This window comes from Halomonas sp. ND22Bw, assembly GCF_003011945.1.
GTDB classification, from domain to species: Bacteria; Pseudomonadota; Gammaproteobacteria; order Pseudomonadales; family Halomonadaceae; genus Halomonas; species Halomonas halophila.
In genome coordinates this window covers 39241-64875 of the sequence record NZ_PXWD01000006.1, presented here as the reverse complement: position 1 = coordinate 64875, position 25635 = coordinate 39241, and the positions used below count along the sequence as shown (strand labels likewise).

Annotated in this window: 18 protein-coding genes; 7 read left to right on the top strand and 11 right to left on the bottom strand. The window is 69.6% G+C overall.

All coding sequences use genetic code 11. The annotated features are described in order from the left end of the window. Nucleotides 1-37: 37 nt before the first annotated feature. The 7 genes from CVH10_RS09500 to CVH10_RS09470 all read left to right on the top strand — a co-directional run bounded on the left by CVH10_RS09500 (nt 38) and on the right by CVH10_RS09470 (nt 12140). On the top strand, nt 38-1696 hold the full coding sequence (locus CVH10_RS09500; protein WP_035598021.1) for a BCCT family transporter: 1659 nt from the start codon (nt 38-40) through the stop codon (nt 1694-1696). A 513-nt stretch (nt 1697-2209) separates the two neighbouring features. After that, nucleotides 2210-3556, top strand: coding sequence for a UDP-glucose/GDP-mannose dehydrogenase family protein (locus tag CVH10_RS09495; protein ID WP_106488508.1), 1347 nt, complete (start codon nt 2210-2212; stop codon nt 3554-3556). Between the two features lie 9 nt (nt 3557-3565). Continuing rightward, the gene (locus tag CVH10_RS09490; RefSeq protein ID WP_106488507.1) at nt 3566-5485 is read left to right on the top strand and encodes a glycosyltransferase; all 1920 of its coding nucleotides are present in this window, start codon (nt 3566-3568) and stop codon (nt 5483-5485) included. A 46-nt stretch (nt 5486-5531) separates the two neighbouring features. Further along, a complete protein-coding gene (locus CVH10_RS09485; protein ID WP_106488506.1) occupies nt 5532-7094 on the top strand; it encodes a PilZ domain-containing protein in 1563 nt (520 codons plus the stop codon). A 65-nt stretch (nt 7095-7159) separates the two neighbouring features. Beyond that, a complete protein-coding gene (locus tag CVH10_RS09480; RefSeq protein WP_035598031.1) occupies nt 7160-8044 on the top strand; it encodes a polysaccharide lyase in 885 nt (294 codons plus the stop codon). A 15-nt stretch (nt 8045-8059) separates the two neighbouring features. Beyond that, complete coding sequence (locus CVH10_RS09475) at nt 8060-9325, top strand: alginate lyase family protein (protein WP_369335763.1); 1266 nt, start codon at nt 8060-8062, stop codon at nt 9323-9325. A 46-nt stretch (nt 9326-9371) separates the two neighbouring features. Further along, nucleotides 9372-12140, top strand: a complete 2769-nt coding sequence (locus tag CVH10_RS09470) for a tetratricopeptide repeat protein (RefSeq protein WP_106488505.1) — start codon at nt 9372-9374, stop codon at nt 12138-12140. A gap of 124 nt (nt 12141-12264) precedes the next feature. Here the strand turns inward: CVH10_RS09470 and CVH10_RS09465 are convergent, their stop codons facing one another. The 11 genes from CVH10_RS09465 to CVH10_RS09415 all read right to left on the bottom strand — a co-directional run bounded on the left by CVH10_RS09465 (nt 12265) and on the right by CVH10_RS09415 (nt 25535). After that, nucleotides 12265-13560 (bottom strand): adenylosuccinate synthase, encoded by a 1296-nt coding sequence (locus CVH10_RS09465; protein ID WP_035598036.1) that lies wholly within the window; start codon nt 13558-13560, stop codon nt 12265-12267. A gap of 63 nt (nt 13561-13623) precedes the next feature. Further along, entirely contained in the window at nt 13624-14820 is a 1197-nt protein-coding gene (locus CVH10_RS09460) for an ATP phosphoribosyltransferase regulatory subunit (RefSeq protein WP_035598038.1), read from the bottom strand. 227 nt (nt 14821-15047) lie between these two features. Beyond that, a complete protein-coding gene (gene hflC, locus CVH10_RS09455) occupies nt 15048-15932 on the bottom strand; it encodes a protease modulator HflC (protein WP_035598040.1) in 885 nt (294 codons plus the stop codon). Nucleotides 15933-15934: 2 nt separating this feature from the next. Continuing rightward, nucleotides 15935-17173, bottom strand: a complete 1239-nt coding sequence (gene hflK, locus CVH10_RS09450; protein WP_106488504.1) for an FtsH protease activity modulator HflK — start codon at nt 17171-17173, stop codon at nt 15935-15937. Nucleotides 17174-17357: 184 nt separating this feature from the next. Then, a complete protein-coding gene (gene hflX / locus CVH10_RS09445; RefSeq protein WP_035598046.1) occupies nt 17358-18674 on the bottom strand; it encodes a ribosome rescue GTPase HflX in 1317 nt (438 codons plus the stop codon). An 8-nt stretch (nt 18675-18682) separates the two neighbouring features. Further along, on the bottom strand, nt 18683-18928 hold the full coding sequence (hfq, locus tag CVH10_RS09440; protein WP_016855436.1) for an RNA chaperone Hfq: 246 nt from the start codon (nt 18926-18928) through the stop codon (nt 18683-18685). 114 nt (nt 18929-19042) lie between these two features. Beyond that, nucleotides 19043-19981, bottom strand: coding sequence for a tRNA (adenosine(37)-N6)-dimethylallyltransferase MiaA (gene miaA, locus CVH10_RS09435; RefSeq protein WP_106488503.1), 939 nt, complete (start codon nt 19979-19981; stop codon nt 19043-19045). A gap of 6 nt (nt 19982-19987) precedes the next feature. After that, nucleotides 19988-22030, bottom strand: a complete 2043-nt coding sequence (mutL, locus tag CVH10_RS09430) for a DNA mismatch repair endonuclease MutL (protein ID WP_106488502.1) — start codon at nt 22028-22030, stop codon at nt 19988-19990. 18 nt (nt 22031-22048) lie between these two features. Next, nucleotides 22049-23500: an N-acetylmuramoyl-L-alanine amidase gene (locus CVH10_RS09425; protein WP_052052548.1), complete on the bottom strand. Its 1452-nt coding sequence runs from the start codon at nt 23498-23500 to the stop codon at nt 22049-22051. Beyond that, nucleotides 23497-24027 carry a tRNA (adenosine(37)-N6)-threonylcarbamoyltransferase complex ATPase subunit type 1 TsaE gene (gene tsaE, locus CVH10_RS09420; RefSeq protein ID WP_369335779.1) on the bottom strand — a complete coding sequence of 177 codons (531 nt, stop codon included), beginning with the start codon at nt 24025-24027 and terminating at the stop codon, nt 23497-23499. Before tsaE ends, CVH10_RS09425 begins: the two co-directional genes overlap by 4 nt. Nucleotides 24028-24029: 2 nt before the next feature. Beyond that, nucleotides 24030-25535, bottom strand: coding sequence for an NAD(P)H-hydrate dehydratase (locus CVH10_RS09415; protein WP_106488500.1), 1506 nt, complete (start codon nt 25533-25535; stop codon nt 24030-24032). Nucleotides 25536-25635: the final 100 nt, after the last annotated feature.

Sequence of the window (25635 nt, the reverse complement as noted above, 5' to 3'; positions counted from 1 at the left end):
CCCCACTCGTTCCTCGACGTCAACAAGGAGAGATCCCGTGACGAACGACAACAAAGCCCAAGAGGGCGGCCCGGGTGAGGGCATTCCCGCCCCGGAAGGCCCGGCCAACCTGATCGATACCGATTACGTGATCGGTCAGGACAACATCAGAACCAACAAGTTCGGCCTCGATGTCGATCTGCACGGCAAGGTCTTCACCGTGTCGTCGCTAGTGATCCTGGTCTTCGTGATCCTGACGCTGGCCCTGCAGGCCGAGATCGAGCCGGTCTTCGACACCATCTTCAGCTTCCTGACCGGTAACCTGAGCTGGGTCTTCCTGCTGGGCGGCAACGTCTTCGTGCTGGTCAGTCTCGGCATCGTGCTATCGCCGCTGGGCAAGGTGCGCATCGGCGGCGCCCATGCCACGCCGGACTTCAGCTATGCCGGCTGGTTCGCGATGCTGTTCGCCGCCGGCATGGGCATCGGCCTGATGTTCTACGGCGTCTCCGAACCGCTGACCCACTTCGGCACAGCCCTGGGTGGCACCAGCATGGAGAACGGCGTACGCACCGACTGGGCGCCGCTGGGCGCCGCCGCCGGTGACGAGGCCGCCGCCCAGAAGCTGGGCATGGCCGCCACCATCTTCCACTGGGGCCTGCACCCCTGGGGCGCCTATGCCATCGTCGGCCTGTCCCTGGCGATCTTCGCCTTCAACAAGGGTCTGCCGCTGACCATTCGCTCGATCTTCTACCCGATCCTGGGTGAGCGCGTCTGGGGCTGGCCGGGACACCTGATCGACATCCTGGCGGTGTTCGCCACCCTGTTCGGTCTGGCCACCTCGCTGGGCCTCGGCGCCTCCCAGGCCGCCGCCGGCCTCAACTATCTGTTCGACGTGCCCAACAGCAACATCACCATGGTGCTGTTGATCATGGGCATCACCGCCGTGGCGCTGTGCTCGATCATGCTGGGCGTCGACAAGGGCGTGCAGCGCCTGTCGCAGCTCAACATGGTGCTGGCCTTCCTGCTGCTGGCCTTCGTGATCGTCGTCGGCCCGACCCTGCTGATCGCCACCGGCTTCTTCGAGAACCTGGTCGCCTACGCGGTCAACCTGCCCGCGCTGTCGATGCCGTTCGGCCGCGAAGACGCCAACTTCAGCCAGGGCTGGACCGCCTTCTACTGGGCCTGGTGGATCTCCTGGTCACCGTTCGTCGGCATGTTCATCGCCCGCGTCAGCCGCGGCCGTACCGTGCGCGAGTTCCTGACCGCCGTGCTGCTGGTGCCGACCCTGGTCTCGGTGCTGTGGATGACCGCCTTCGGCGGCACCGCCATCGATCAGGTCATCTCCGACGGCTTCCAGGGCGTCCAGGACGCCGCGCTGGAGATCAAGCTCTTCGCCATGCTCGGTGAGCTGCCGCTGGCGGCCATCACCTCCTTCGTCGGCATCATCCTGGTGATCGTGTTCTTCGTGACCTCCTCCGACTCCGGCTCGCTGGTCATCGACTCGATCACGGCCGGCGGCAAGGTCGACGCGCCCAAGCCCCAGCGCATCTTCTGGGCGATCATCGAAGGCGCCATCGCCATCGCCCTGCTGCTGGGCGGCGGCCTGACAGCCCTGCAGACGGCGGCCGTCTCCACCGGCCTGCCCTTCACCATCGTCCTGCTGATCGGCTGCTTCGCGCTGGTCAAGGCGCTGAGAAGCGAGCCCAAGGGAACCTGAGCGCTTCCCTGACGCACCAAGAGGCGGCCTTCGGGCCGCCTTTTTCGTTGGGGCGTCGTTCCCGGGCGTCACGCCATGGCGCCGATCCGGGCCGGGTGTCGATACGATGCAACACCCGTACATATTCCTTACCTAATGTAATGTCGTTCCCCCGTCACCCGATCACGCACAGGCCATGCGGTGCGGGCCTTTGCGACAGTTCCCGCCGGTGATGTCAGAGCGCGACAGCCGACGCCGACGGCGCCTCGAATCCCACCTCCCTCGCCGACCGACACGGCATGTTGTTGGCTGATCGCGACGCTTTTCCTCTCTCCACACGCCACAGGCGAGTCGCCACACGGCCACACCACGGCCAAGCATCGCGTAATATATTGATATATATAGCTTTTTATTATTACGGCCCGATGCTTGCCCCTCTCCCTGGCAGATCCATGATCGTCCGTGACTCTCGCTCCCCGACGGGGGCCAGGGACATGACGTTCGTTTCCGACCATGACCAGGAGCAAGACGCCCATGAAGATCACCATCTTTGGTTCCGGATACGTAGGACTCGTCACCGGCGCCTGCCTCGCCGACGTCGGCCACGAAGTGATGTGCGTCGATGTGGACGCCGACAAGGTCGCCCGCCTCAGCCAGGGCGAAGTGCCGATCTACGAGCCCGGCCTCGAGACCCTGATCCACCAGAACCTGGACGCCGGCCGCCTGCACTTCACCAACGATGCCAAGGCCGCGGTCGAGTTCGGCCTGCTCCAGTTCATCGCCGTCGGCACGCCCTCCGACGAGGACGGCAGCGCCGACCTGCGTCACGTGCTCAAGGTCGCCGAGACCATCGCCACCCACATGACCGAGTACCGCATCATCGTCGACAAGTCGACGGTACCGGTCGGCACCGCCAGCAAGGTGGAGCGCACCGTGGCCGCCACCCTCGAGGCCCGCGGCGCGGACATCGAGTTCGACGTCTGCTCCAACCCCGAATTCCTCAAGGAAGGCGCCGCCATCGAGGACTTCTCGCGCGGCTCGCGCATCGTGGTGGGCACCGAGTCCGAACGCGTGCGCCAGGTCATGCGCGAGTGCTACGGCCCCTACAACCGCCAGCGCGACAAGCTGATGTTCATGGGCGTGCGCAGCGCCGAGCTGACCAAGTACGCCGCCAACGCCATGCTGGCCACCAAGATCAGCTTCATCAACGAGATGGCCAACCTGGCCGAGCGCCTGGGCGCCGACATCGAGGAAGTGCGCCACGGCATCGGCAGCGATCCGCGCATCGGCTACCACTTCATCTATCCGGGCTGTGGCTACGGTGGCTCCTGCTTCCCCAAGGACGTCAAGGCGCTGGCCCACACCGCCGAGGCCACCGGTCACCCGGCCCACCTGATCAACGCCGTCGAGCAGGTCAACGCGCGCCAGAAGAGCCGCCTGTTCGAGATGGTCAGCGACGCCTTCGACGGCGACCTGGCCGGCAAGACCATCGCGCTGTGGGGCCTGGCCTTCAAGCCCAACACCGACGACATGCGCGAGGCGCCAAGCCGTGCGCTGATGGAGGCCCTGTGGCAGGCCGGGGCCCGGGTCCAGGCCCATGATCCCGAGGCCGCCGAGGAGTGCCTGCGGATCTACGGCAACCGCGAAGACCTGGACCTCACCGAGCATCGCGACGAGACCCTCGAGGGCGCCCATGCGCTGGTCATCTGCACCGAGTGGAAGGCCTTCCGCACCGTCGACTTCGTCAAGCTCCGCGAGCGCCTGGTCGAGCCGGTGGTGATCGACGGCCGCAACCTGTTCTCGCCCGAGAGCGCCAAGGAGGCAGGGCTGACCTACTACGCCATCGGCCGAGGCGCCTCCGTCCGCCCCGTCGTCGCCTGAGGCCTCGCCATGTCGAAGCTCCCCGACCACACCTCCGTCGCCAGCAAGGTGACGGAGGTCACCGCCCTGCTGCTGCTGCTGGCCCTGCTGGTGCTGCTGCTCTCCGAGCTGCCGTCGGAGGTCTTCTCGCCGGCGTCGAAGAGCTTCTTCTTCGCCATCGGGGCCATCGGCGCCTGGCGCTACTCCTGGTGGTTCGTCCAGGCGCTGCGCTCGGTGTGGTACAACCGGCGCGTCTTCCCGCGGCTGCGTGCCGCGGCGGACGCCGCCGGCGAGGCCGGCAAGCCCAGCGAGCTGTACGTGCTGTGCACCTCGTTCCGCATCGATGCCGACGTCAGCTATCGCGTCTATGAGGCGCTGGTGCGCGAGGTCCGGGACTACGGCGTCCCGACCACCATCTTCGCCTCGCTGGCCGACCGCACCGATGTCGACATCATCACCCACGTGATGGAGGACCTCGGCTGGCCGAGCAACGTCGAGCTGCGCTACATGTTCCAGAAGGGGGACGGCAAGCGCTCGGCCATGGCGGAAGTGCTGCGTGCCATCTCGCGCCGCGCCCCGGCCCCGGACGCCCTGCTGGTCTCGATGGACGGCGACATCCTGCTCGAGCCCCGGACCCTCGAGCGTTCGCTGTCGTTCTTCCGCACCAACGAGGATCTGGGCGCGCTGACCACCAACAACAGCGCCATCGTCACCGGCGGCGACGCCACCAAGGAGTGGTACGACCTGCGCTATGCCCAGCGCCATCTGGTGATGAGTTCCGGCTCGGTGTCGCGGCGCCTGCTGGTGCTGACCGGGCGCTACAGCGCCTTCCGCCTCGACCTCGCCACCCAGCCGAGCTTCATCGAACTGGTGGAGAACGACCGGGTCGACCACTGGCGCTTCGGCAACTTCAAGTTCCTCTCGGGGGACGACAAGTCGACTTGGTACTGGCTGCTCAAGCACCGCTGGCGGATGCTGTATCTGCCCGACGTCTTCGTCACCGGCTTCGAGGAGCTGCCGGACCGCCGACGCTTCTTCAAGTCGACCACCGACCTGATGCGACGCTGGTACGGCAACATGCTGCGCACCAGCGGCCGGGCGATCGCCCTGGGGCCGCGCCCGATGGGGATGTTCACCTGGTGGAGCCTGGTCGACCAGCGGCTCTCCATGTGGACGACCCTGATCGGTCCCACGGTGGCGATCCTGGTGACCCTGTTCGTGCGACCCTCGTTCATCTTCGCCTACGCGCTGTGGATCCTGTTCACGCGCAGCATCTCGACGCTGATCCTGGCCTGGCAGCGCGGTCGCTTCAGCCTGCTGTGGATTCCGCTGATCTACTACAACCAGGTCTTCGGCGCGCTGCTCAAGACCTACGTCAGCTTCCGCTTCAATCGCCAGAAATGGTCCCGCCAGGGGATCTCCGCCGGCGAGCCGGACGACCCGGCCGCGGTGACCCGCCAGCGTCGCATGGGCCACGTGCTGCACGGCGCCTTCGTCGCCGTGATGCTCTACGTGCTGGTGCTGGCCACCGGCGTGCTGCAGCCACCGGATCGCACCGCCATGGCCATCCTCCATGGCCCCGCCGCCGAGGGCCAGGCGGGGACCGGCACGGACAATCGCTGGCTGGCCATGACCCTCGCCGACGGTGCTCCGAGCGGTGACGTCACGCTGCCGCCGTCGCGGCTCACGCTGGACGAGAACCTGCTGGAGATCGTGGCCAACACCGAGCGCATGCGGACCGAGCGCCTCACCGGCGCGCCCGGCGACGAGCCCACCACGCTCGAGATCAGTCCGGCACTGGCCCGCCATGTCCATGATGCCGATGGCCGCGTCATCGCCCGGGACGGGACCGCGACCTGCCACACGACACAGGGCTGCGCCCTCGAGCTCGACGACCGCAAGGTGGCCCTCGTCGACCTGACTATCAGCGTGCAACCCGGCCGCTCCTGACCTCGCAGGACGCCGCCGGGAGGCAACCATTGGAGAGAGACTCCCCATGACCGACTACTACGCCGACAACCACGATCGAAGCGAGCCCACCCTGGGCGATCGGCGCCAGGACAGCCACGACAGCCGCGGCCAGGCAGGCCATCGAGGCCGGGGCGTTGACCAGACGCCTGGCGCCGGCATCGCCCACGAGCGCCGCGACGAACGGCGCTACCTGCGTGTAAAACGTGCCTTCCAGGTCAAGATGGACGACGGCCAGGTCTTCGACGGCGTCGACCTGTCCCAGGGCGGCTTCGCGATCCGCAGCCAGCGGCCGATCCGCGAGGGCGCCCGGGTCCAGGCCTCACTGCTGATCCAGGCCGGCGGCGCCGAGATGACCGTGCCCGTGTCCGCCGAGTGCCGGCACTGCACGACCGGCGAGCAGGGCTACACCGCCGGCTTCGAGTTCACCGACATCAGCCCCGGCCACCAGGAACTGCTGCGCCGCCTGATCCGCGCCAGCCTGAGCGGCCGCGAGATGGACCTCGAGGGCATGATGTCCGGCGAGGACCCGCAGACGCCCCGCAAGCGCGGCGGCGCCGGCCAGCCGCAGCCGGCCCAGCGTCCGCCCAAGCCATTGGGCCGCTATGTCGCGCTGTTCATGGCCATCGGCGTGCTGGGCTTGGTGGCGGCGGCCACCGCCTATCGCAACTTCATGCTGATCGAGCCGAGCTTCGCCGCGGTAACCGCGCCGCGCATCGACATCCGCGCGCCGGGTCCGGGCATCCTGCAGGCCCATGACCTCAAGGCCGGCGATCGGGTCGAGCGCGACGCGAAGCTGACCAGCGTCAAGAACGTCGATCTCGAATCGGACCTGATCCTCGCCCAGGCCGCCCAGAGCTACAACAGCCAGCTGATCGAGAACCTGCAGAACAACATCGATGGCGGCGCCAGCCAGGTCAGCCTGGCCAACTCCGCCAAGCCGGCCAACGGCGAATCGGTGAGCTTCGAGACGGTGTCACCGGAGATCGCCCGGGCGCGCATCGACCAGTTCGAGACCGCACGCGACTTCCAGAACTCACGGATCACCGCCCTGGAGGCTCGCCAGTCACAGAACGAGGTCTACAGCCCCTGCCACTGCCTGGTGGCCTGGGCGCTGAGCAGCTCCGACGGCACCTACATCAACGAGAGCGAGCGCATCATGACGCTCATCCGCACCGGCGAGAACGACATCATGGTCGAGGCCCTGGTGCACATGGACGACATCGACCGCATCGGCCCGGACCAGCAGGCCTACATCTCGCTGCCCAACACCGCCGGCCCGATCAGTGCCCGGGTACGCAGCGTCGCGCTGGACATCGAGCGCCAGCCACGCGCCGGCTTCCCGAGCTGGGTGCGTCAGCAGCAGAACGTGGCCAGCGTGCTGCTGGTGCCCGAGGAGCCGCTACCGGCCGACAGCGTCGGCACCCCGGTGGACGTGCGCTTCACCGAGACCCCGCTGGTCGGCAGCGCCGCCGAGTGGGTCTGGCAGGGCGCCCGTTCGGTCGGCCAGCTGATCGGCGGCCTGGTCGACAGCGTCACCGGTGCCAACGACGAGACACCGCTCGCCGACAGCGAACGCCAGGCGAGCTAAGCCCGCGCGGCCTCTCACGAGGACATCCCGGCCGCCCTCGCGGCGGCCCCCGACCGGAGCCCGATATGTCAGCCGAACACGTCATCCCGAGAAAACGCCCCCTGGCCCTGCTGATGCTAGCCCTGCTGCCCGGCCTGAGCGCCCCGGCCCTGGCCGAGGGCAAGGGGCCCGCGATCACCGCACCGAGCGTGGCCGCCTGCTCGACCCGCTATCCGCAGGTCGCCGCGCCCTCCCCCGCCCGGCAGGCCGAGGATGCCCAGGCCGCCATCCGTGAAGGCTTCGGCACCCAGCGCGACTGGGGCACCGAGAACGCCGAGCGCCTTGCCGCCGGCGAGACCGGCCTCGATGAGGCCGGCCTGCGCATCCACTATCCCGAGGGCACCTCGTCACCCGGCGACACCGAGAAGGGCGGCGCCGGCTTCTACGCCGCCCCCGATGCCCTGGCCGGCGCCGAGCGCGCCTGCCTGCAGTACCGGGTGCGCTTCGAGCCGGGCTTCGACTTCGTCAAGGGCGGCAAGCTGCCCGGGCTGTACGGCGGCGAGGCGCCCAGCGGCGGCGATGAGGCCGACGGCGAGAACGGCTTTTCCATGCGCTACATGTGGCGGGCCAACGGCCAGGGCGAGCTGTACGAATATGCCGTCGACCAGGACGAGGACTACGGCAAGTCGGTCGGCCGCGGCCGCTGGACCTTCCCTACCGGCCAGTGGGTGACCCTCGAGCAGGAGATCATTCTCAACGATCCCGGCCAGGACAACGGCATGGCCCGCGTGTGGGTGGACGGCCATCCGATCCTCGAACAGCGCGGCATCGTCTATCGCACCAGCGAGTCGGTGACCATCGACGGCCTGATGTTCTCCACCTTCTTCGGCGGGCACGGCAAGGACTGGCGCACGCCGCGCGACCAGCACGCCGACTTCGCCGGCTTCCGCTTCTATGCCCCCCGATCCTGATCCCGAGGAATCCCGATGTCCCTGTCCCTCTCCACCGGCCCACGCCGCGGCGCCCTGCCCCATCGTCTGCTCGCCGGCCTGTCCCTGGCCCTGTGCGGGCTGGGCGCGGGCGGGCTGTCCACGGCCCAGGCCATGACCCTCGAGCAACGCGCCGAGCTCGACCTGTCGAACTACGAGGTGACGGCCCCCGACGCCTCCTACTTCGACGTCGAGAAACGCATGGCGCTGCTCGAGGGCACCGACAACGCGATCCTGCTGCAGGAGATCGATCAGCTGTCCACGGGCACCAGCTGCTCACAGCTGCTGCAGTACAAGCCGATCGACACCCGCATGCGGATTCCAGGCTACTACCCCAGCCCCAAGGAGTGGGAGCTGGCCTCGGAGCCGCTGTTCCAGTTCGAGGACAACGTCTCGCACCTGGCCGGCAGCTACGTCGCCACCGGCGATGCGTACTACGCCGAATGCCTGGTGCGCTTCCTCGACAAGTGGTCCCAGGACGAGGCGCTGACCAACTTCTACTACGACTCCATGGAACCCCAGGCCTGGTTCGCCACCGAGTCGATGATCTTCGCCGCGGCCATGGCCTACTCGGTGGTGCGCCCCGAGATCGAGGGCATGCGGGAGGAGCGCGAACGGATCGAGGCCTGGCTCAACGAGCTGGCCCATCAGCATTCCAACATCCAGGGGCAGCCCGGCAACAGCTGCTGCAACAACCACTTCTACCGCCGGGCCCTATACGCCAGCATGGTCGGCGTGCTGACCGAGGACAACGAGCTGTTCCGCTTCGGCGTCAGCGCCATCTACTCCGCGCTGCACGACATCACCGACGAAGGCGCCCTGCCCATGGAGATCGCCCGCGGCCGCCGCGCGACCCACTACCAGAACTACGCGCTGCTCTACCTGATCACCAACATGCAGGTCATCGCGCGCCAGGGCTACGACATCTTCGATCTGGAAGTGGACGGCCACCGCATCCACGACGCCGTCGACTTCGCCCTGGATATCTTCGAGGACCCGGCCGCTCTCGGCGACATGGCGCCCCACGAGCAGTACACCGGCTTCCTCAAGGACAACCAGTACTTCGCCTGGATGGAGATCTACCAGACCCGCTACCACGACTCGCGGATCGCCGACTTCGTCCAGCGTCAGCGTCCCATCTACAACCGCAGTGCCGGCGGCTACATGACGCTCTACTTCATGGCCCCGGACGCCCAGCAGAACATCGTCATGGATGAGACCCAGCGCGAGGACGCCGCGTTCAAGGGCCTGAGCGAGCAGTGAACGCTCGCCCCGACGTTCATCCATCACTTCGAGGCAAACCGACATCATGATCCAGATTCCACGCGACATCTCATCCCCTCGCCAGCCCACGGGTCTGAGACTGGCCGTCTCGGCCACCCTCGTGGCCTGGCTCGGCGGCTGCGCCACCACGCCGCAGCCCGACGCCCACGTCACCGCTCCCGTGCCGCCTCAGTATGCGGACTGGTTCGACGGCGGGCAGCCGCGCACCCTGGAATGGATGCACAAGAACACCGTGGAGAAGGCTCAACAGCTGCTCGAGCAGGGCCGCAGCCAGCAGGCCATCGCCGAGCTCGAGACGCTGATGCAGAAGGGGCTGCCCAAGGGCTACTACGAGATGGCCAAGATCTTCGATCAGGGCAAGGGCGTGCCCCCCGATCCGGAGCGCGCGGCACGGCTCTATTCCGAGGCCATCAAGACGCCCTCCTACATCACCGGTAACGCCTCGCTGAACCTGGCCAAGCTCTACCGCGAAGGGCGCGGCGTCGAGCGCAACGACGTGCTCGCCTACTACCTGATCCAGCAGGCCATCGAGGAAGAGGTCGGCCCCCGGGCACAGGCCGCCATGGCCGAGCTGCTCGTCGAGGGCGGCAACGGCGTCAAGGCCGACCCCGAGCAGGCCGCGGCGCTCTACCGGCGCGCCGCGGAGGCCGACAACGCCACCGCCCTCGAGGCCCTGGCCAAGGCCCACGGTCCCGGCGGCTGGCTGGCGGAAGATCGCGGCCTGGCCAGCCAGTACGCCCAGCGCTACGCCGAGCTGCTGGAGCAGGACGCCCGCGCCGGCGACGTCGGCGCCATGAATCAGCTGGCCGGCGTGTTCGCCGAAGACGGCCTGATGGGCAATCAGCCCCAGCGCCACATGCACTGGCTGAACAAGGCCGCCGAGGCCGGCGATCCCGGCGCCCTGAGCCGCGCCGGACGCGCGCTGGTGGAAGGCAACGCGCCCCAGCGTGGCCTGGCGATGCTCGAGCAGGCCGCGCTGGACGGTGATACCTCGGCCATGGAAACGCTGGGCAAGCTGATGCTGGAAGGCAATGCCAACGTGCCCGCCAGCCCGGAGCGGGCCCAGCACTGGCTGAGCGCGGCCATCGCCCAGGGCTCGGTGGATGCCCAGGTCACTTTGGGTCGCGCCCTGCTCGAGGGCGAGGGGCTGCCCGCCAATCCGCGCCGCGGCGTCGAACTGCTCAAGAAGGCCGGCGAACGGGACGATGCCCTGGCGCTGGCGCTGCTCGGCGCCTACTACCTCGGCGATGAGGGCCATGCCAGCCAGCCGATGCAGGCGCGCGAGTACCTGGAGCGCGCCAACGAGCTGGGCCATCCCTACGCCACCCAGCAGCTGGGGCAGATGTACCTGGAAGGCAACGGCGTGCCGGCCGACGGCCAGCGCGCCGAGGCCCTGCTGAAGGACGCCGCCGACCAGGGCCAGACCGCCGCCCTGCGCATGCTCGGCGAGGCCTACCTGGAAGGCGAGGTGCTGCCCTACCATCCGTCGAAGGCCGAGGAGCTGCTGACACGGGCCGCCGACGCCGGCGACGCCTCCGCCAAGACGGCGCTGGGCGCCGGCTATCTCGAGGGCACGCTCCAGCAGCGTCAGCCCTCGCGCGGCGTCGCCCTGCTGGAGGAGGCCGCCCGCGAGGGTGACGCCTACGCGATGGTGGTGCTGGGCCGTGCCTACCGCAAGGGCGACGGCGTGCCCCGCGACCTGGGCAAGGCCAGCGAGTGGCTGAACCGCGCCCGGGAGGCCGGGCACGGCTCGGCCGAGGATGCCCTGTCACGGCTGCGCTACGACCAGGGCAAGGCCGGCAACATCAATGCCCTGGTGCAGGCCGCGGAAGACGGCCACCCCGGCTCCATGGCGCGGCTCGGCGAAGCCTTCCTCAACGGCCGCGGCGTGCAGCAGAACCTGGGCGCCGCGCGCTCCTGGCTGCAGCGCGCCGCCAGCGAGGGCCATCCCGGCGCCAGCGCCGATCTGGGGCGGATGTATCTGGAGGGCAAGGGCGTGGCACGCGACCCGGCCAGGGGCGCCCGCTACCTGCAGCAAGCCGTCGCCGGCGGCCACGTCGGGGCCCGCGGCGACCTGGGCAAGCTGCTGCTCACCGGCGAGGGCGTCAGCGCCGACCCCGAGCGCGGCATGCGCCTGCTCGAGCAGGCCGCCGCCCGCGGCAACAGCGGTGCCCGCCTGGCCCTGGCCGATGCGCTGCTCGAGGGCGAGCACGTCGCCCAGGACACCCAGCGCGGCATCGAGCTGCTGCGCGAGTCCGCCGAGGCCGGCAACGACTATGCCGCCCAGCGCCTCGGCGCCGCCTATCTCGAAGGCAAGGGCGTCGAGCCCGATCCGCAGCAGGCCAAGACCTGGCTCACTCAGGCCAGCGAGGCCGGCAGCCTCTCGGCGCGCACCCTGCTCGGCACCGCGCTGCTGCGCGGGGAAGGCGGCATGAGCGTCGACGCCGCTCGCGGACGCCGCCTGCTCGAACAGGCCGCCGAGCAGGGCCACGCCGGCGCCCAGGCCACCCTTGGCCGGGAGCTGCTGCGCGGCGAGACCCTCGGCCAGGATCTTCGTCAGGGCGCCGACTACCTGCTGGAAGCCGCGCGTCAGGGCCACGAGACCGCGCGCCTGGCCCTGGCCAAGGCCTATCTCACCGCCAACGGGCTCGAGAACGCCAACCGCGAGCAGGCGCTGCTGTGGCTCGACGAGGTGATGGACGGCGACGGCGAGATGGCCGCCCAGACGCTGCATGACCTGCTGTCCGACCAGGACGCCATGCAGGCGCTGCAGGTGGCATCGGCCGAGCGCTGATACCGCTCGGCCTCTCATACCGAGAGGCCACAGACGACGACGGGCCGGCAGTTACCTGCCGGCCCGTCGTCGTTCGGGGAAGGCCCGAAGGCCTACCCGCCGCGGCGCTCATTCAGCGAACGGCTTACTCACCGAAGGGATTGCGCAGCACGATGGTCTCGTTGCGATCCGGGCCGGTGGAGATGATGTCGATGGAAGTGCCCACCTGCTCCTCGAGGAAGCTGATGTAGGCGCGGGCATTGGCCGGCAGCGCCTCGACGCTCTTGATGCCCAGGGTCGACTCGCTCCAGCCCGGCAGGTCCTGGTAGACCGGCTCGATGGCCTCGTAGCCTTCGGAGTCCACCGGGTTGTCGAGCAGCTCGCCGTCCTTGCTGCGATAGCCCACACAGACGCGGATGTTCTCCAGGCCGTCGAGCACGTCGAGCTTGGTCAGGCAGATGCCGGACACGGAGTTGATCTGCACGGCGTGTCGCAGCGCCACGGCGTCGAACCAGCCGCAGCGGCGCGCGCGACCGGTGGTGGCGCCGAACTCGTGGCCCTTCTCGGCCAGGTGGCGGCCGTGCTCGTCGAACAGCTCGGTCGGGAACGGGCCGGAACCGACGCGGGTGGTGTAGGCCTTGGTGATGCCCAGCACGTAGTCCAGATACAGCGGGCCGACGCCGGAGCCGGTGGCGGTGCCGCCGGCGGTGGTGTTGGAGCTGGTCACGAACGGATAGGTGCCGTGGTCGATGTCCAGCAGCGAGCCCTGAGCGCCCTCGAACAGGATGTTGTCGCCGGCCTTGCGCACGTCGTGCACCAGGCTCACGGTGTCGCAGACCATGGAGCGCAGCTCGTCGGCCATGCGCATGGCGTCGTCGAGCACCTGCTGGAAGTCCACCGGCTCCTCGCCGTGGAACTTGGTCAGCACGAAGTTGTGGTAGTCCAGCACCTCGCCGAGCTTGGAGGCGAAACGCTCGCGGTGCAGCATGTCGCCCAGGCGCAGGCCACGACGGGCGACCTTGTCCTCGTAGGCCGGGCCGATGCCGCGACCGGTGGTGCCGATCTTGGCCACGCCGCGGGCCTTCTCGCGCGCCTGGTCGAGGCGCTCGTGGTACGGCAGGATCAGCGGGCAGGCCGGCGACAGGCGCAGGCGCTCGCGCACCGGCACGCCCTTGGCTTCCAGCTCGCGGATCTCCTCGAGCAGCGCCTCCGGCGACAGCACCACGCCGTTGCCGATCACGCAGGTCTTGTCGTCACGCAGGATGCCGGAAGGGATCAGGTGCAGGACGGTCTTCTCGCCATCGATGACCAGGGTGTGACCGGCGTTGTGACCGCCCTGGAAGCGCACGACGGCGCCGGCGGACTCGGTGAGCAGGTCGACGACCTTGCCCTTGCCTTCGTCACCCCACTGGGTGCCCAGTACGACTACGTTCTTGCCCATTTGCTCGTCTCTCGTTGCTGCGCCGCCAGCGTCGGGCGGTGCCGATATCGTGTCTGCCTGAGATCAGGCCTGATCGCTGGCCGCGGCCAGCGGCGCGACCTGCCAGCCGCCGTCGGCGGGAACCAGGTGCCGCCGGCAGCGGTGTTCCTGCGGACCGGTGCGCTGCCCGGGCAACGCCTGGACGACCCGCTCGCCCTGCTCGCGCAGGGCCGTGATGGCCTCGGCCAGGCCCTCGCCCTCGGCCGGCGCCCAGATGCCGTCATGGGGCGGCTCGCTGGGCACCAGGTTGGCCAGCAGCTTGAGCTCCAGGGAGAAGCCGGTGGCCGGACGGGCGCGACCGAAGGCGCGACCGGTGTCATCGTAGCGGCCGCCCTTGGCCAGCGCCTGGCTGTAGCCGGGCACGTGGGCGGCGAACATCATGCCGGTGTGGTACTGGTAGCCGCGCAGTTCGGCCAGGTCGAAGTAGAGCGCCACGTCGGGGTGCTCGGCGACCACGCCGGCGTGCAGGGCACGCAGCTGATCGAGCGCCGCCCCCACCGCCTGGGGCGCCTCGGCAAAGGCCTCGCGGGCCTGCTCCAGCACCTCGGGACCGCCGTGCAGCTCGCCCAGGGCGCACAGCATGGCCGCCATGGCCGGATCGCTGACGCTTTCCTCGACCCGCGCGGCCAGCTCGCCGGGCGACTTGAGCTCGAGGGCCTCGAACACCGCCTTCTCCTGCTCGGCGCTCAGCTCGGCGGCTTCCACCAGGCTACGGTAGATGCCGATGTGGCCCAGCGCCAGGTGGATCTCCCCGGCGCCGGCGACCTGCAGGCTGGTCAGCGCCAGGCGCAGGATTTCGATGTCGGCCTCCAGGCCAGCGTGGCCGAACAGCTCGAGACCGACCTGCACCGGGCTGCGACCGCCCTGATGGGGGTCGGCCTTGGCGCGCAGCACGGTAGTGCAGTAGCACAGCCGCACCGGGCCCTGGCGCTTCAGCGAGTGGGCATCCATGCGCGCCACCTGGGGCGTGACATCGGCGCTGACGCCCATCATCCGACCGGTCATCTGGTCGGTGAGCTTGAAGGTCTGCAGATCGAGTTCGGTGCCGGTGCCGGTGAGCAGGGAGTCGAGGAACTCCACGGGGGGCGGCATCACCTGGTCGTAGCCCCAGCGATGGTAGAGATCGAGCAACGCCCGGCGCAGCTCCTCCATGCGGCTGGCCTGAGGAGGCAGCACCTCGTCCATGCCGTCGGGCAGTAGCCAGCGGTCAGCGATGGTCATGTCGTTCTTCCTGCAAGACGATGATTGGCCTTCGGCAAGCCTGGCGGCAGGGTGAATCACACGCCTGGCGGAGCGCCGGAGGGGAATGCCGGGAGTGGTCGGCCACAAAAAACGGCCACAAAAAAACCGGGCCACGCCCGGTTACAGGAGTCTATCACGTTTGGCGGCAGGAGGAACCCCGCGAAGACCCGGGCGGGGCGCCCCGCCCGGGCCGTCACTCGCCGCGCTTACTCGCTACGCGGCGCGCTAGGGCTCTTGAGGTACTGGAAGAAGTCGCTGGACGGGTCCAGCACCAGCATGTTGCCGTCGCCCTCGAAGCTCGAGCGATAGGCATCCAGGCTGCGCCAGAAGGAGAAGAACTCCTCGTCCTTGCCGTAGGCCTCGGAATAGATGGCCGCGGCCTCGGCGTCGCCCTCACCGCGCAGGGTCTCGGAACGCTCGTTGGCCTGGGCCAGCAGCACCTGACGGCGGCGGTCGGCGTTGGCGCGAATGCGCTCGGACTCTTCCTGGCCCTGGGCACGCCACTCGCGGGCCTCGCGCTCGCGCTCGGAGCGCATGCGGTCGTAGACCGCCGAGGAGACGTCCTCGGGCAGGTCGATGCGCTTGACCCGGATATCGAGGATCGCCACGCCGAGCTCGTCGCGCATCAGATCGTTGAGCTCCTCGGTGGGCCCGGTCATCAGCTCGTCGCGCTGCTCGGAGATGATCTGCGAGAGGTTCAAACGGCCGAACTCGTTACGCAGACTCTCGTCGACCCGCGGCTGGATCAGCCGCACGGCCTGCAGTTCGTCACCGGCGGTGGCCTCGTAGTAGCGGGTGGGGTTGACCACCTGCCACTTGACGTAGGAGTCCACGATCACCGCCTTCTGCTCGAGGGTCAGGTAGCGGCTGGCATCGGTATCCAGCGTCAGCACCCGGGTGTCGAACTTGCGGATGGTCTGGGTGATCGGGATCTTGAAGTGCAGACCCGGCTGGATGTTCTCCTCGACCACCTCACCGAAGCGCAACTTCACGGCGCGTTCGGTCTCGTCGATCACGTAGAGGCTGTTGCTGGCCAGCCAGGCCACGGCGGCCAGGCCGCCGACGATGAGCAGGGAACGGTTATTGATCATCGTTAACGGCCCTCCCGGCTGATTCCGTTGCTGCGAGCACTGCGGCTGTCACTGCTGCCGTCGGCCTGGCTGGCGCTCAGGCGCTCGAGGAGCTGAGGGTCCATCGACACGCGGTCGTCGCCCTGGCTGCCGGCGGCGCCGGTGCCGCCGCGGCTCAAGCGATCCATCGGCAGCACCATCAGCGGCGCGTCGTCGTTGACGTCGACCATCACCTTGGCGGTGTCGCCGTAGACGTCGGTCAGGGCGTCGAGGTAGAGGCGCTCGCGCATGATCGCCGGCGCATCCTGGTACTGGGTCAGCAGCGCGTTGAAGCGGTTGGCCTGACCGCGGGCCTCGGCCACCACCGATTCGCGATAGCCCTGGCCCTGTTCGACGATGCGCTGGGCCTGGCCCTGGGCGGCCGGGATCACGGCGTTGGCATAGGCCATGGCCTGGTTGATGGTGCGCTGGCGATCCTCGCGGGCCCGGATGACGTCGTCGAAGGCGTCCTGCACCGCGTCGGGCGGCGAGGTGGACTCGACGTTCAGGGTCTGCAGGCGGATGCCGGTGCCGTAGCTGTCCAGGTAGGACTGCAGGCGGCTGGCCACCGCGGTGCCGAGGATCTCACGGCCGGAGGTCAGGATGTCGATCATGTCGGTGCCGCCGACCACGTGGCGCAGCGCACTGTCCAGGGCGTTCTCGAGCGAGAGCTCCGGATTGCGCACGTTGAGCACGTAGCCGCGCGGATCGGCGACCTGGTACTGGGCCGAGATCTCGACGGAGACGATGTTCTCGTCCTGGGTGAGCATCGACTGGGTCTGGCTGACCGAGCGCACCCGCGTCACGTTGACCATGCGCACGTCATCGATCAGCGGCGGGTTCCACTGCAGGCCGGGGGTGACCACTTCCTGGAACTTGCCGAACCGCAGCACCACGCCGCGCTCGGACTGGTCGACCAGGTAGAAGCCGGACGCGGCCCAGATGGCCAGGGCCACGATCAGCAGCAGGCCGGGCAGCGCGAAGGCGTTGCGCGGCTTGCCGCCGCCACCGCCCTTGCCACCGTTGCCGCCGCGCTTGCCGCGACCGCCCAGCATGCCGTTGAGCTTGTCCTGAAACTTCTTCAGGGCCTCGTCGAGGTCGGGCGGCCCCTGATTGTTGCCGCCACCGCCGCGGTTGCCACCGCCGCCGTTACCGCCGCGGCGCCCTCCCCCGCTCCAGGGGTCGTGCTGGTTGCCGCCGCCACCGGGCTCATTCCAGGCCATACGTCGTCTCCACTCTGCGTTGCGTTCCGCCGCGCGCTGCGGCGCGACGGGCATCGGTTGCGATCCTTGTGGTGCCGACCCTGGTGTGTCGGCACCCGAAGGCGACTCTTTATTACGTGCTCGTGATTCCGGGCTCGCCGTTCCGGGCTCGTTCCTGTCTCATCCGCGCCTTGCGGTTCCCCGTTCACTGCTCCCAGAGGGGGCGATCCTGCAGCGCCTCCGGCAGGTAGTCATCGGCGCGCTCGCCGAGCCGTGCCATCAGCTGCAGGAAATCGCGACGCGGCAGGCGGATCTCGAGCTGGGTACGGCCCATCTCGTCGAAGCGTTCCTCGCGCACCGCGCCCAGCTCGTGCAGGCCGGCACGCAGCTTGCCCTGGTGCGGCTCCAGGGTGACGTCGAAGTCGATGATGTCATCGGCCAGGCACTCGGAAAGCGCCTGCTCGAACAGTTCCAGGCCCTTGCCGTCGCGGGCCGACAGCCACACCGTCTCGGGCATGCCGTCGGCGCCGCGCTCGATGCGCGGGGCGCTGTCGAACATGTCGATCTTGTTCATCACCTTGAGCGTCGGCACGTCCAGGGCACCGATCTCGTCCAGCACCTCTTCCACCTGGCTCACGTTGAGATCGCGGTCGGCGTCCGCCGCGTCGATCACGTGCACCAGCAGGCTGGCCTCGGCGGCCTCCTGAAGGGTGGCCTGGAAGGCCTCCACCAGCTTGTGCGGCAGGTGGCGGATGAAGCCCACGGTATCGGCCAGCACCACCGGCCCCACGTCCTCGATCTCCAGGCGCCGCAGCGTCGGGTCGAGGGTAGCGAACAGCTGGTCGGCCGCATAGACCTGCGAGGCGGTCACGGCGTTGAACAGCGTCGACTTGCCGGCATTGGTATAGCCGACCAGCGAGACGCTTGGGACCTCGGCGCGGGAGCGCGCCCGCCGGTTCTGGTCACGCTGGCTGCGCACCTTGTCGAGGCGCTTGTGGATCGCCTTGATACGCCCGCGCAGCAGGCGGCGGTCGGTCTCGAGCTGGGTCTCACCGGGACCGCGCAGGCCGATGCCGCCCTTCTGGCGCTCCAGGTGGGTCCAGCCGCGCACCAGGCGCGTCGACATGTACTCGAGCTGGGCCAGCTCGACCTGCAGCTTGCCCTCGTGGGTCCGCGCCCGCTGGGCGAAGATGTCGAGGATCAGGCCGGTACGATCGAGCACGCGACACTTGAGCGACTGCTCGAGGTTACGCTCCTGGGAGGGGCTCAGCGCGTGGTTGAAGATCACCAGCTCGGCCTTGTGGACCTGCAGCGCCTCGCGCAGCTCCTCGACCTTGCCCGAACCGATGAAGGAACGGGGGTCGGGACGGTTGCGCGAACCGGTCAGCAGGGTGGCCGGCTCCGCGCCGGCCGAGCGCACGAGCTCGAGGAACTCGCCTGGATCCTCGCGCTCCTGCTCGTCCTGGAAGTCGACATGGACGAGGACCGCCGTCTCACCGGCGTCGGGACGTTCAAAAAACAATCAATACCTCACGCGTTGCTTTCCGACGGCGCGTCGGGGGCCGGCAGCCGCACGTTGCGCGACGGCACAACGGTGGAGATGGCGTGCTTGTAGACCATCTGACTGACGGTGTTGCGCAGCAGGATCACGAACTGATCGAAGGATTCGATCTGGCCCTGCAGCTTGATGCCGTTGACCAGGAAGATCGAGACCGGAATGCGCTCCTTGCGCAGGATGTTCAGGTACGGATCTTGAAGGGACTGCCCTTTGGACATGTTGCTCTCCCTGAATTGTTTCTGGAGTTGATCATTCTGTGCTCGCCCCGTCCGGGGGCGACACGGGTAACCGATGAGCCCGGTCGTACGGCCGCTCGAAACGACCATCTTACGCTAAGTCCCGAATTCGCGCACCAGTTTCAGGAGCTCGTCGAGCGGCGCGGCGCCCAGACTGTCGACCCAGTGCAGCTCGGGCCAGCGGCGCATCCAGGTCAGCTGCCGCTTGGCCAGCTGCCGGGTGGCGACGATGCCACGGTGACGAAAGGTCGCACGGTCGACCTCGCCCTCGAGGTATTCCCACCCCTGACGATAGCCCACGCTCTTCATCGACGGGAGGTCCGGCGTCAGATCGCCGCGCGCCTTGAGCGCGGCCATCTCGTCGAGGAAGCCGGCCTCGAGCATGGCGTCGAAACGCCGGGCGATGCGGGCGTGCAGCACGGCGCGATCGGCGGGTGCGAGCCCTATCGACAGCGGCCGCCAGGAAAAGGTTTCCGGGCGCTGTTCGTGCCACAGCTCGGTGAGCGATCGACCGCTGACGCGATACACCTCCAGCGCCCGCATCAGCCGCTGGGGGTCGTTGGGATGGATGCGCTCGGCGGCGGCCGGGTCGACCCGCGCCAGTTCCCGGTGAAGGCCGGCCAGGCCCAGGCGTTCGGCGTCGCGCTCCAGCTCGGCGCGCACCTCGGCGTCGGCAGACGGCAGGTTGGCCACGCCCTCGACCAGGCGCTTGAAGTACATCATGGTGCCGCCGACCAGCAGCGGCACTCGCCCGGCCGCGGTGATCTCGGCCATCTCGCGCAGCGCGTCCTCGCGGAACTCCGCCGCCGAGTAGGGCTCGGCCGGGTCGCGGATGTCGATCAGCCGATGCGGCGCACGCGCAAGCTCGTCCGCCGAGGGCTTGGCGCTGCCGATGTCGAGGCCGCGATAGACCATCGCCGAATCGACGCTGACCAGCTCGCAGCCCAGCCGCTCGTGCAACTCGATGGCCAGGTCGGTCTTGCCCGCGGCGGTGGGGCCCATCAGGAAGATGGCGGGTGGGCGGGTGTCATGCATCGTCGTTTATTGACCTCTCAGGAAGAGGCGATCCAGTTCTTTCATGCTCAGCTCGGTCCAGGTCGGCCGACCGTGGTTGCACTGGCCGCTGCGCTCGGTGATCTCCATGTCGCGCAGCAGGGCGTTCATCTCCTCGACCGTCAGCTGACGGTTGGCGCGCACGCTGCCGTGGCAGGCCATGGTGGCCAGCAGCTCGTTGATGTGCGCCTCGAGGCGGTCCGAGCGGCCGTAGCGCTCGAGGTCACCCAGCATGTCGCGGATCAGCGGCTCGACGTCGGCGTCGACCAGCAGCGTCGGCACCTGGCGCACCAGCAGCGTCTCGGGGCCGGCCACGTCGAGTTCCACGCCGAGCCGGGCGAAGGCCTCGTGCTCGGCCTCGGCGGTGGCCACCTGGGCGGCGCTGGCGGCCAGCGAGACGGGCACCAGCAGCGGCTGCGCCTGCAATCCTCCTTCGCCCCCGGCCCCACCGTGCACCTGAGTCTTCATGCGCTCGTAGACGATGCGCTCGTGGGCGGCGTGCATGTCGACGATCACCATCCCGCGCTCGGTCTGGGACAGGATATAGACGCCGTGCAGCTGGGCCACGGCGTAGCCCAGCGGCGGCGCCTTGGTGGCATCGGCTTCCGGCATCGCCGGCCGCGGCGCGGCCTGGGGCGTCGATTCCGGCGAACCCGGACTCTCGGCGGGCGCCGCGACCGTGGCGCCGAACGGCGCGCGCGCCTGGCGCTCGGCCAGCGCCACGTCGGCGGCGGACCCGCCGGCGCCCGGGGCGGCGGGCTGGGGCGTCAGCAGGCTCTCCTCGTGCTCGGGATGCAGCGCCCGATAGCCCTCCATGAAGGCACGCACGCGATCCGGCGAGACCTTGCGCTCGCCCTCCTCCGCGCGGCCGTGCAACGCCATGGGCTGCTGCTGCCAGGCGGGCTGGGGCGCCCCCTCGCGGACCTCGTTGGCCTGGGGGGACGCCTCGCCCGGCGTGGCGACACCGGCCTCGCTGGCCTCGTCCTCTTCCGCTTCACCGCCCGCGCTGGCGCCGGCACGGGCCTCGCCCAGCGCCCGGTGCAGGCTGGAGAACAGGAAGTCGTGGACCATGCGCCCGTCGCGGAAGCGCACCTCGTGCTTGGTCGGGTGCACGTTGACGTCGACCACCGTCGGGTCGACCTCGAGATACAGCACGAACACCGGATGGCGACCGTGGAACAGCACGTCACGGTAGGCCTGGCGGATGGCGTGGGCCACCAGCCGGTCGCGCACCACCCGGCCGTTGACGAAGAAGTACTGCTGGTCGGCCTGGGCCCGGGAATGGGTCGGCAGCCCGACCCAGCCCCACAGGCGCAGCCCGCCGGTCTCGAGGTCCAGATGCAGGGCGTTCTCCAGGAAGCCCTTGCCGAGCAGCGCCTGCAGGCGACGCTCGTGGCCCACCAGATCGCCGCCGGGGCGCAGCTGATGGATGGTCTTCTGGTTGTGGCGCAGCACCCAGCCGACATCCAGCCGCGACAGCGCCTGGCGGCGGAAGGCCTCCTCGACGTGGCCGAATTCGGTCTTCTCGGTGCGCAGGAACTTGCGCCGCGCCGGCGTGTTGAAGAACAGGTCGCGCACCGTCACCGAGGTACCGCGCGGATGCGGCGACGGCGTGACCCGCGGCTCCATGCGCCGGCCCTCGACCACCACCCGCCAGCCGCCGGTGGGATCGTCCTGGGTATTGGAGACCAGCTCGAGCCGCGACACCGAGCTGATCGAGGCCAGCGCCTCGCCGCGGAAGCCGAGGCTGGCCACGCCCTCGAGGTCCTCGAGGGAGGCGATCTTGCTGGTGGCATGACGCGACAGCGCCAGCGGCAGGTCGTCCTCGTCGATGCCGCCGCCGTCGTCGCGCACCCGGATCAGCCGGGCGCCGCCGGACTCCAGCTCCACCTCGACGCGGCGCGCGCCGGCGTCGATGGCGTTCTCGACCAGTTCCTTGACCACCGAGGACGGCCGCTCGACCACCTCGCCCGCGGCGATCTGGTTGGCCAGCCGGGGATCGAGGATCCGGATATGTGAGTTATCGCTCATAACGCTCCCGTGCTCCGCTCACGAACGGGGAATCTGCAGCACCTGCCCGACCCGGATCACGTCGCCGTTCAGCTCGTTGGCCTGTCGCAGCTGCGCCACCGGCACGCCGTGGCGGGCGGCGATCTCGGACAGGGTGTCGCCAGGCTGGATACGGTATTCGTTGCCCCCGGTGCCACGCCCCTGGTCGCGCTGCCAGGCCAGCAGGCTGGCCGGCGGCGGGTTGCGCCGGAAATGCGCCCGGATGCCGCCGAACACCGCGTCCATCATCCGGTCCTGATAGCCCGGCTGCTGCAGGCGACGCTCCTCGTCGGGATTGGAGATGAAACCGGTCTCGACCAGCAGCGAGGGAATGTCCGGCGACTTGAGCACCACGAAGCCGGCCTGCTCGACGCGCGGCTTGTGCAGGTCGTTGATCCGCCCCAGCCGGTCGAGCACCTGGCCGCCGATGGTCAGCGAGTCGTTCAGGGTCGCGGTCATGGTCAGGTCGAGCAGCACACCGCGCAGCACCTCGTCCTTGTCGTCCAGCGACAGGTTGCCGTCGACGCCGCCGATCAGGTCGGAGCGATTCTCGGAGGCCGCCAGCCACTGGGCGGTCTCGGAGGTCGCCCCGCTCTGGGACAGCGCGAACACCGAGCTGCCGTGGGGCCGCGGGCTGCGGAAGGCATCGGCGTGGATCGAGACGAAGAAATCGGCCTTCTGCTCCCGGGCGATGCGAGTGCGCTGACGCAGACCGACGTAGTAGTCGTCGTCGCGAATCATCACCGCCTTGAAGCCCTCGGTGGCGTTGATCTTGCGCGCCAGCCGGCGTCCCATCTCCAGCACCACGTCCTTCTCCCGGGTGCCGCTGGGCCCGATCGCCCCGGGGTCCTCGCCACCGTGCCCCGGGTCCACGGCGATGATGATATCGCGCTTGGGATGCGGCTGGGCCGGCTCCTGCACCGGCGCCGACTCGACGACATCGCGCCCCTGCACCCGAGCCTGTGCCTGGGCGCGGTCGGCGGCGATCTCCTGATCGCGGATCATCGCCTCGATGGGATCGATCGGGTCCTCCACGGCGCTCTCGCCGGGATACTCGAGATCGACCACCAGGCGGTGACCGTACTGTTCGTTGGGCGCCAGGCTGAAGTGGCGCGGCTCGACTTCGCGATTGAGCTCCAGCACCACCCGCAGGTCATCGCCGTCGCGCACGCCGGTGCGCACGTCGCGGATGGCGCTGCCCTCGAGGTCGAGCCGGTCGACGTCGGCGGCCAGGCTGGTGTCCGCGAGGTCGATGACCAGCCGGCGCGGATCGTCGAGGCTGAACACGTTGGCCTCGGCCGAGGACGACAGATCGAACACCAGCCGGGCATGGTCGGGCGCCGCCCACAGGCGCAGGTTGTCGACGCTGGCCGCGAAGGCCGCGGACGGCACCAGCGCCGCCAGCGCCAGCAGGCCGCCGAGCAGACGCCGGGACACGTTGCCCCGACTCATGAGAGGCGGCCGCCTTGCGAGCCCATCGCCCCGGGCTGCTCTGCCTCTGGCCGCTCTGATGCAGACAAAGAGACATCGGCGGCCAGGCGCTCGAGCACCGCGCGGCCGTGGTCGCCGCCGGCGGCCAGCGTCGCCCGGCGGCCCTCGCCGTCCAGGCTCAGCGTCACCGTCAGGTCCGGCGTCGGCAGCCAGCCCTCGCCGCGGGCCGGCCACTCGATCACGCACAGGGCATCGTCGGCCAGCAGGTCGCGGCCGCCGATGAACTCGAGCTCCTCGGGGTCGCCCAGGCGGTAGAGGTCAAAGTGGTTCACGCGCACCGTCTCGAGCGCGTAGGGCTCGACCAGGGTGTAGGTGGGGCTCTTGACCGCGCCGCGATGCCCGTAGGCGCGCAGGATGCCGCGGGTCAGGGTCGTCTTGCCCGCGCCCAGCTCGCCCTCGAGAAAGAGCAGGCCGTGGCCGTCGAGGGCCCGGCCGAGGGATTCGCCGAAGGCCACCTGGCGGTCTTCGTCATCGAGTCGCAGCTGCATCGTCATTCGCCCATCGTCGGGTTGACCAGAATTCGCGCACAGGATGCCAGATCGCCGGCCAGCAGGCCACGCTGGCCGCCCGCCGCGGCGGCCTCGTCGGCGGCCAGGGCGTGCACCATCACGCCGACCCGGGCGGCGGTCTCGCCGTCGAGCCCCTGAGCCAGCAGCGCGCCGAGGATGCCGGACAGCGCATCGCCCATGCCGCCGCTGGCCATGCCCGGATTGCCGTAGGGACACACGGCGAGCCCCGAGGGCCCCGCGACCAGGCTGCCGGCGCCCTTGAGCACCACCGTGCCGCCGTAGCGGCGCTGCAGCTCGGCGGCCGCCGCCGGACGGTCGGCCTCCACCTCGGCCGCACGCGTGCCGAGCAGGCGAGCGGCCTCGCCGGGATGCGGCGTCAGCAGCCAGTCGTCCCGGCTCAGGCCGCCGAAGCGGCTCGCCAGCAGGTTGAGGGCATCGGCATCGACCACCAGCGGCCGGCCGGCGTCGAGGGCGGCCTGCAGCATCGCCTGGCCCCAGCTGCCCTGCCCCAGCCCGGGGCCTACGACGAGCACATCGGCCTGCGACGGCAGCTCGCCGAGATCGGCGGCGCCACGCACGCCGTGGACCATCACCTCGGGGCGGCGCACCAGGCTCGCGGTGACGTGCTCCGGTGCGGTGGCCAGGCTGACCTTGCCGGCGCCCAGCCGGGCGGCATGCTCGGCGGCCAGCAGCGCCGCCCCGCCGAAGCCCGGCGCCCCGCCGAGTACCAGCGCATGGCCGGCATCGCCCTTGTGGGCGTCCAGCGGGCGCGGCGGCAGCGCCGCGGCGATGGCATCGCGGTACAGCAGCTCGGCCGCGGGCGCCATGTCGGCTGCGGCCGATGCCGGCGCCTCGAGCCCGCGGAAGACCACCTCGCCGGTCAGCGCCGGGGCACGGCCGGTGTGCAGCCCCAGCTTGTCGCCGATGAAGGTGACCGTGCGCGTGGCCTTGACCGCCACGCCCAGTTCGGCGCCGGTATCGGCGTGCACGCCGGAGGGAATGTCGATGGCCAGCACCGGCCGCTCGGCTTCGTTGATCGCGGCGATGGCCGCGCGGAAGTCGCCGCGCACTTCGCCGGCGAGCCCGGTGCCGAGCAGCGCGTCCACCACCACCTCGCCGCCAAGCGTGAGCCCCGGCCGCCATGGCTCGAGCCCCACGCCCGCCGCGGTGGCCATGTCGGCGGCCAGACGGGCATCGCCCGTCAGCGCCTCCACCGGCTTGAGCGCCACACGCTGCACCGTCCAGCCCTCGGCGGCGGCCAGCGCCGCCAGCACGTGGCCGTCGCCGCCGTTGTTGCCGGCGCCACACAGCACGCTGAGCGAGCGGGCCTCCGGCCAGGCCTCGCGCAGCACCTGCCAGGCCGCCGCCGCGGCGCGCTGCATCAGCGCGAAGCCCGCGATGCCGGCGGCGATGGTACGACGGTCCAGCTCGCGGACCTGCTCGGCGCGATACAGCGCCCGGCCGGATGCCTCGGACGATGCCGTCATTTCCTGTCTCCCTTCGAGGCGATGCTTTACCATGGACGTTCCACGAAGTGTGTCCTGTCTCCCGCCGCTCGCCAAGCGCCGCGGCGCCTTTACGAACGGT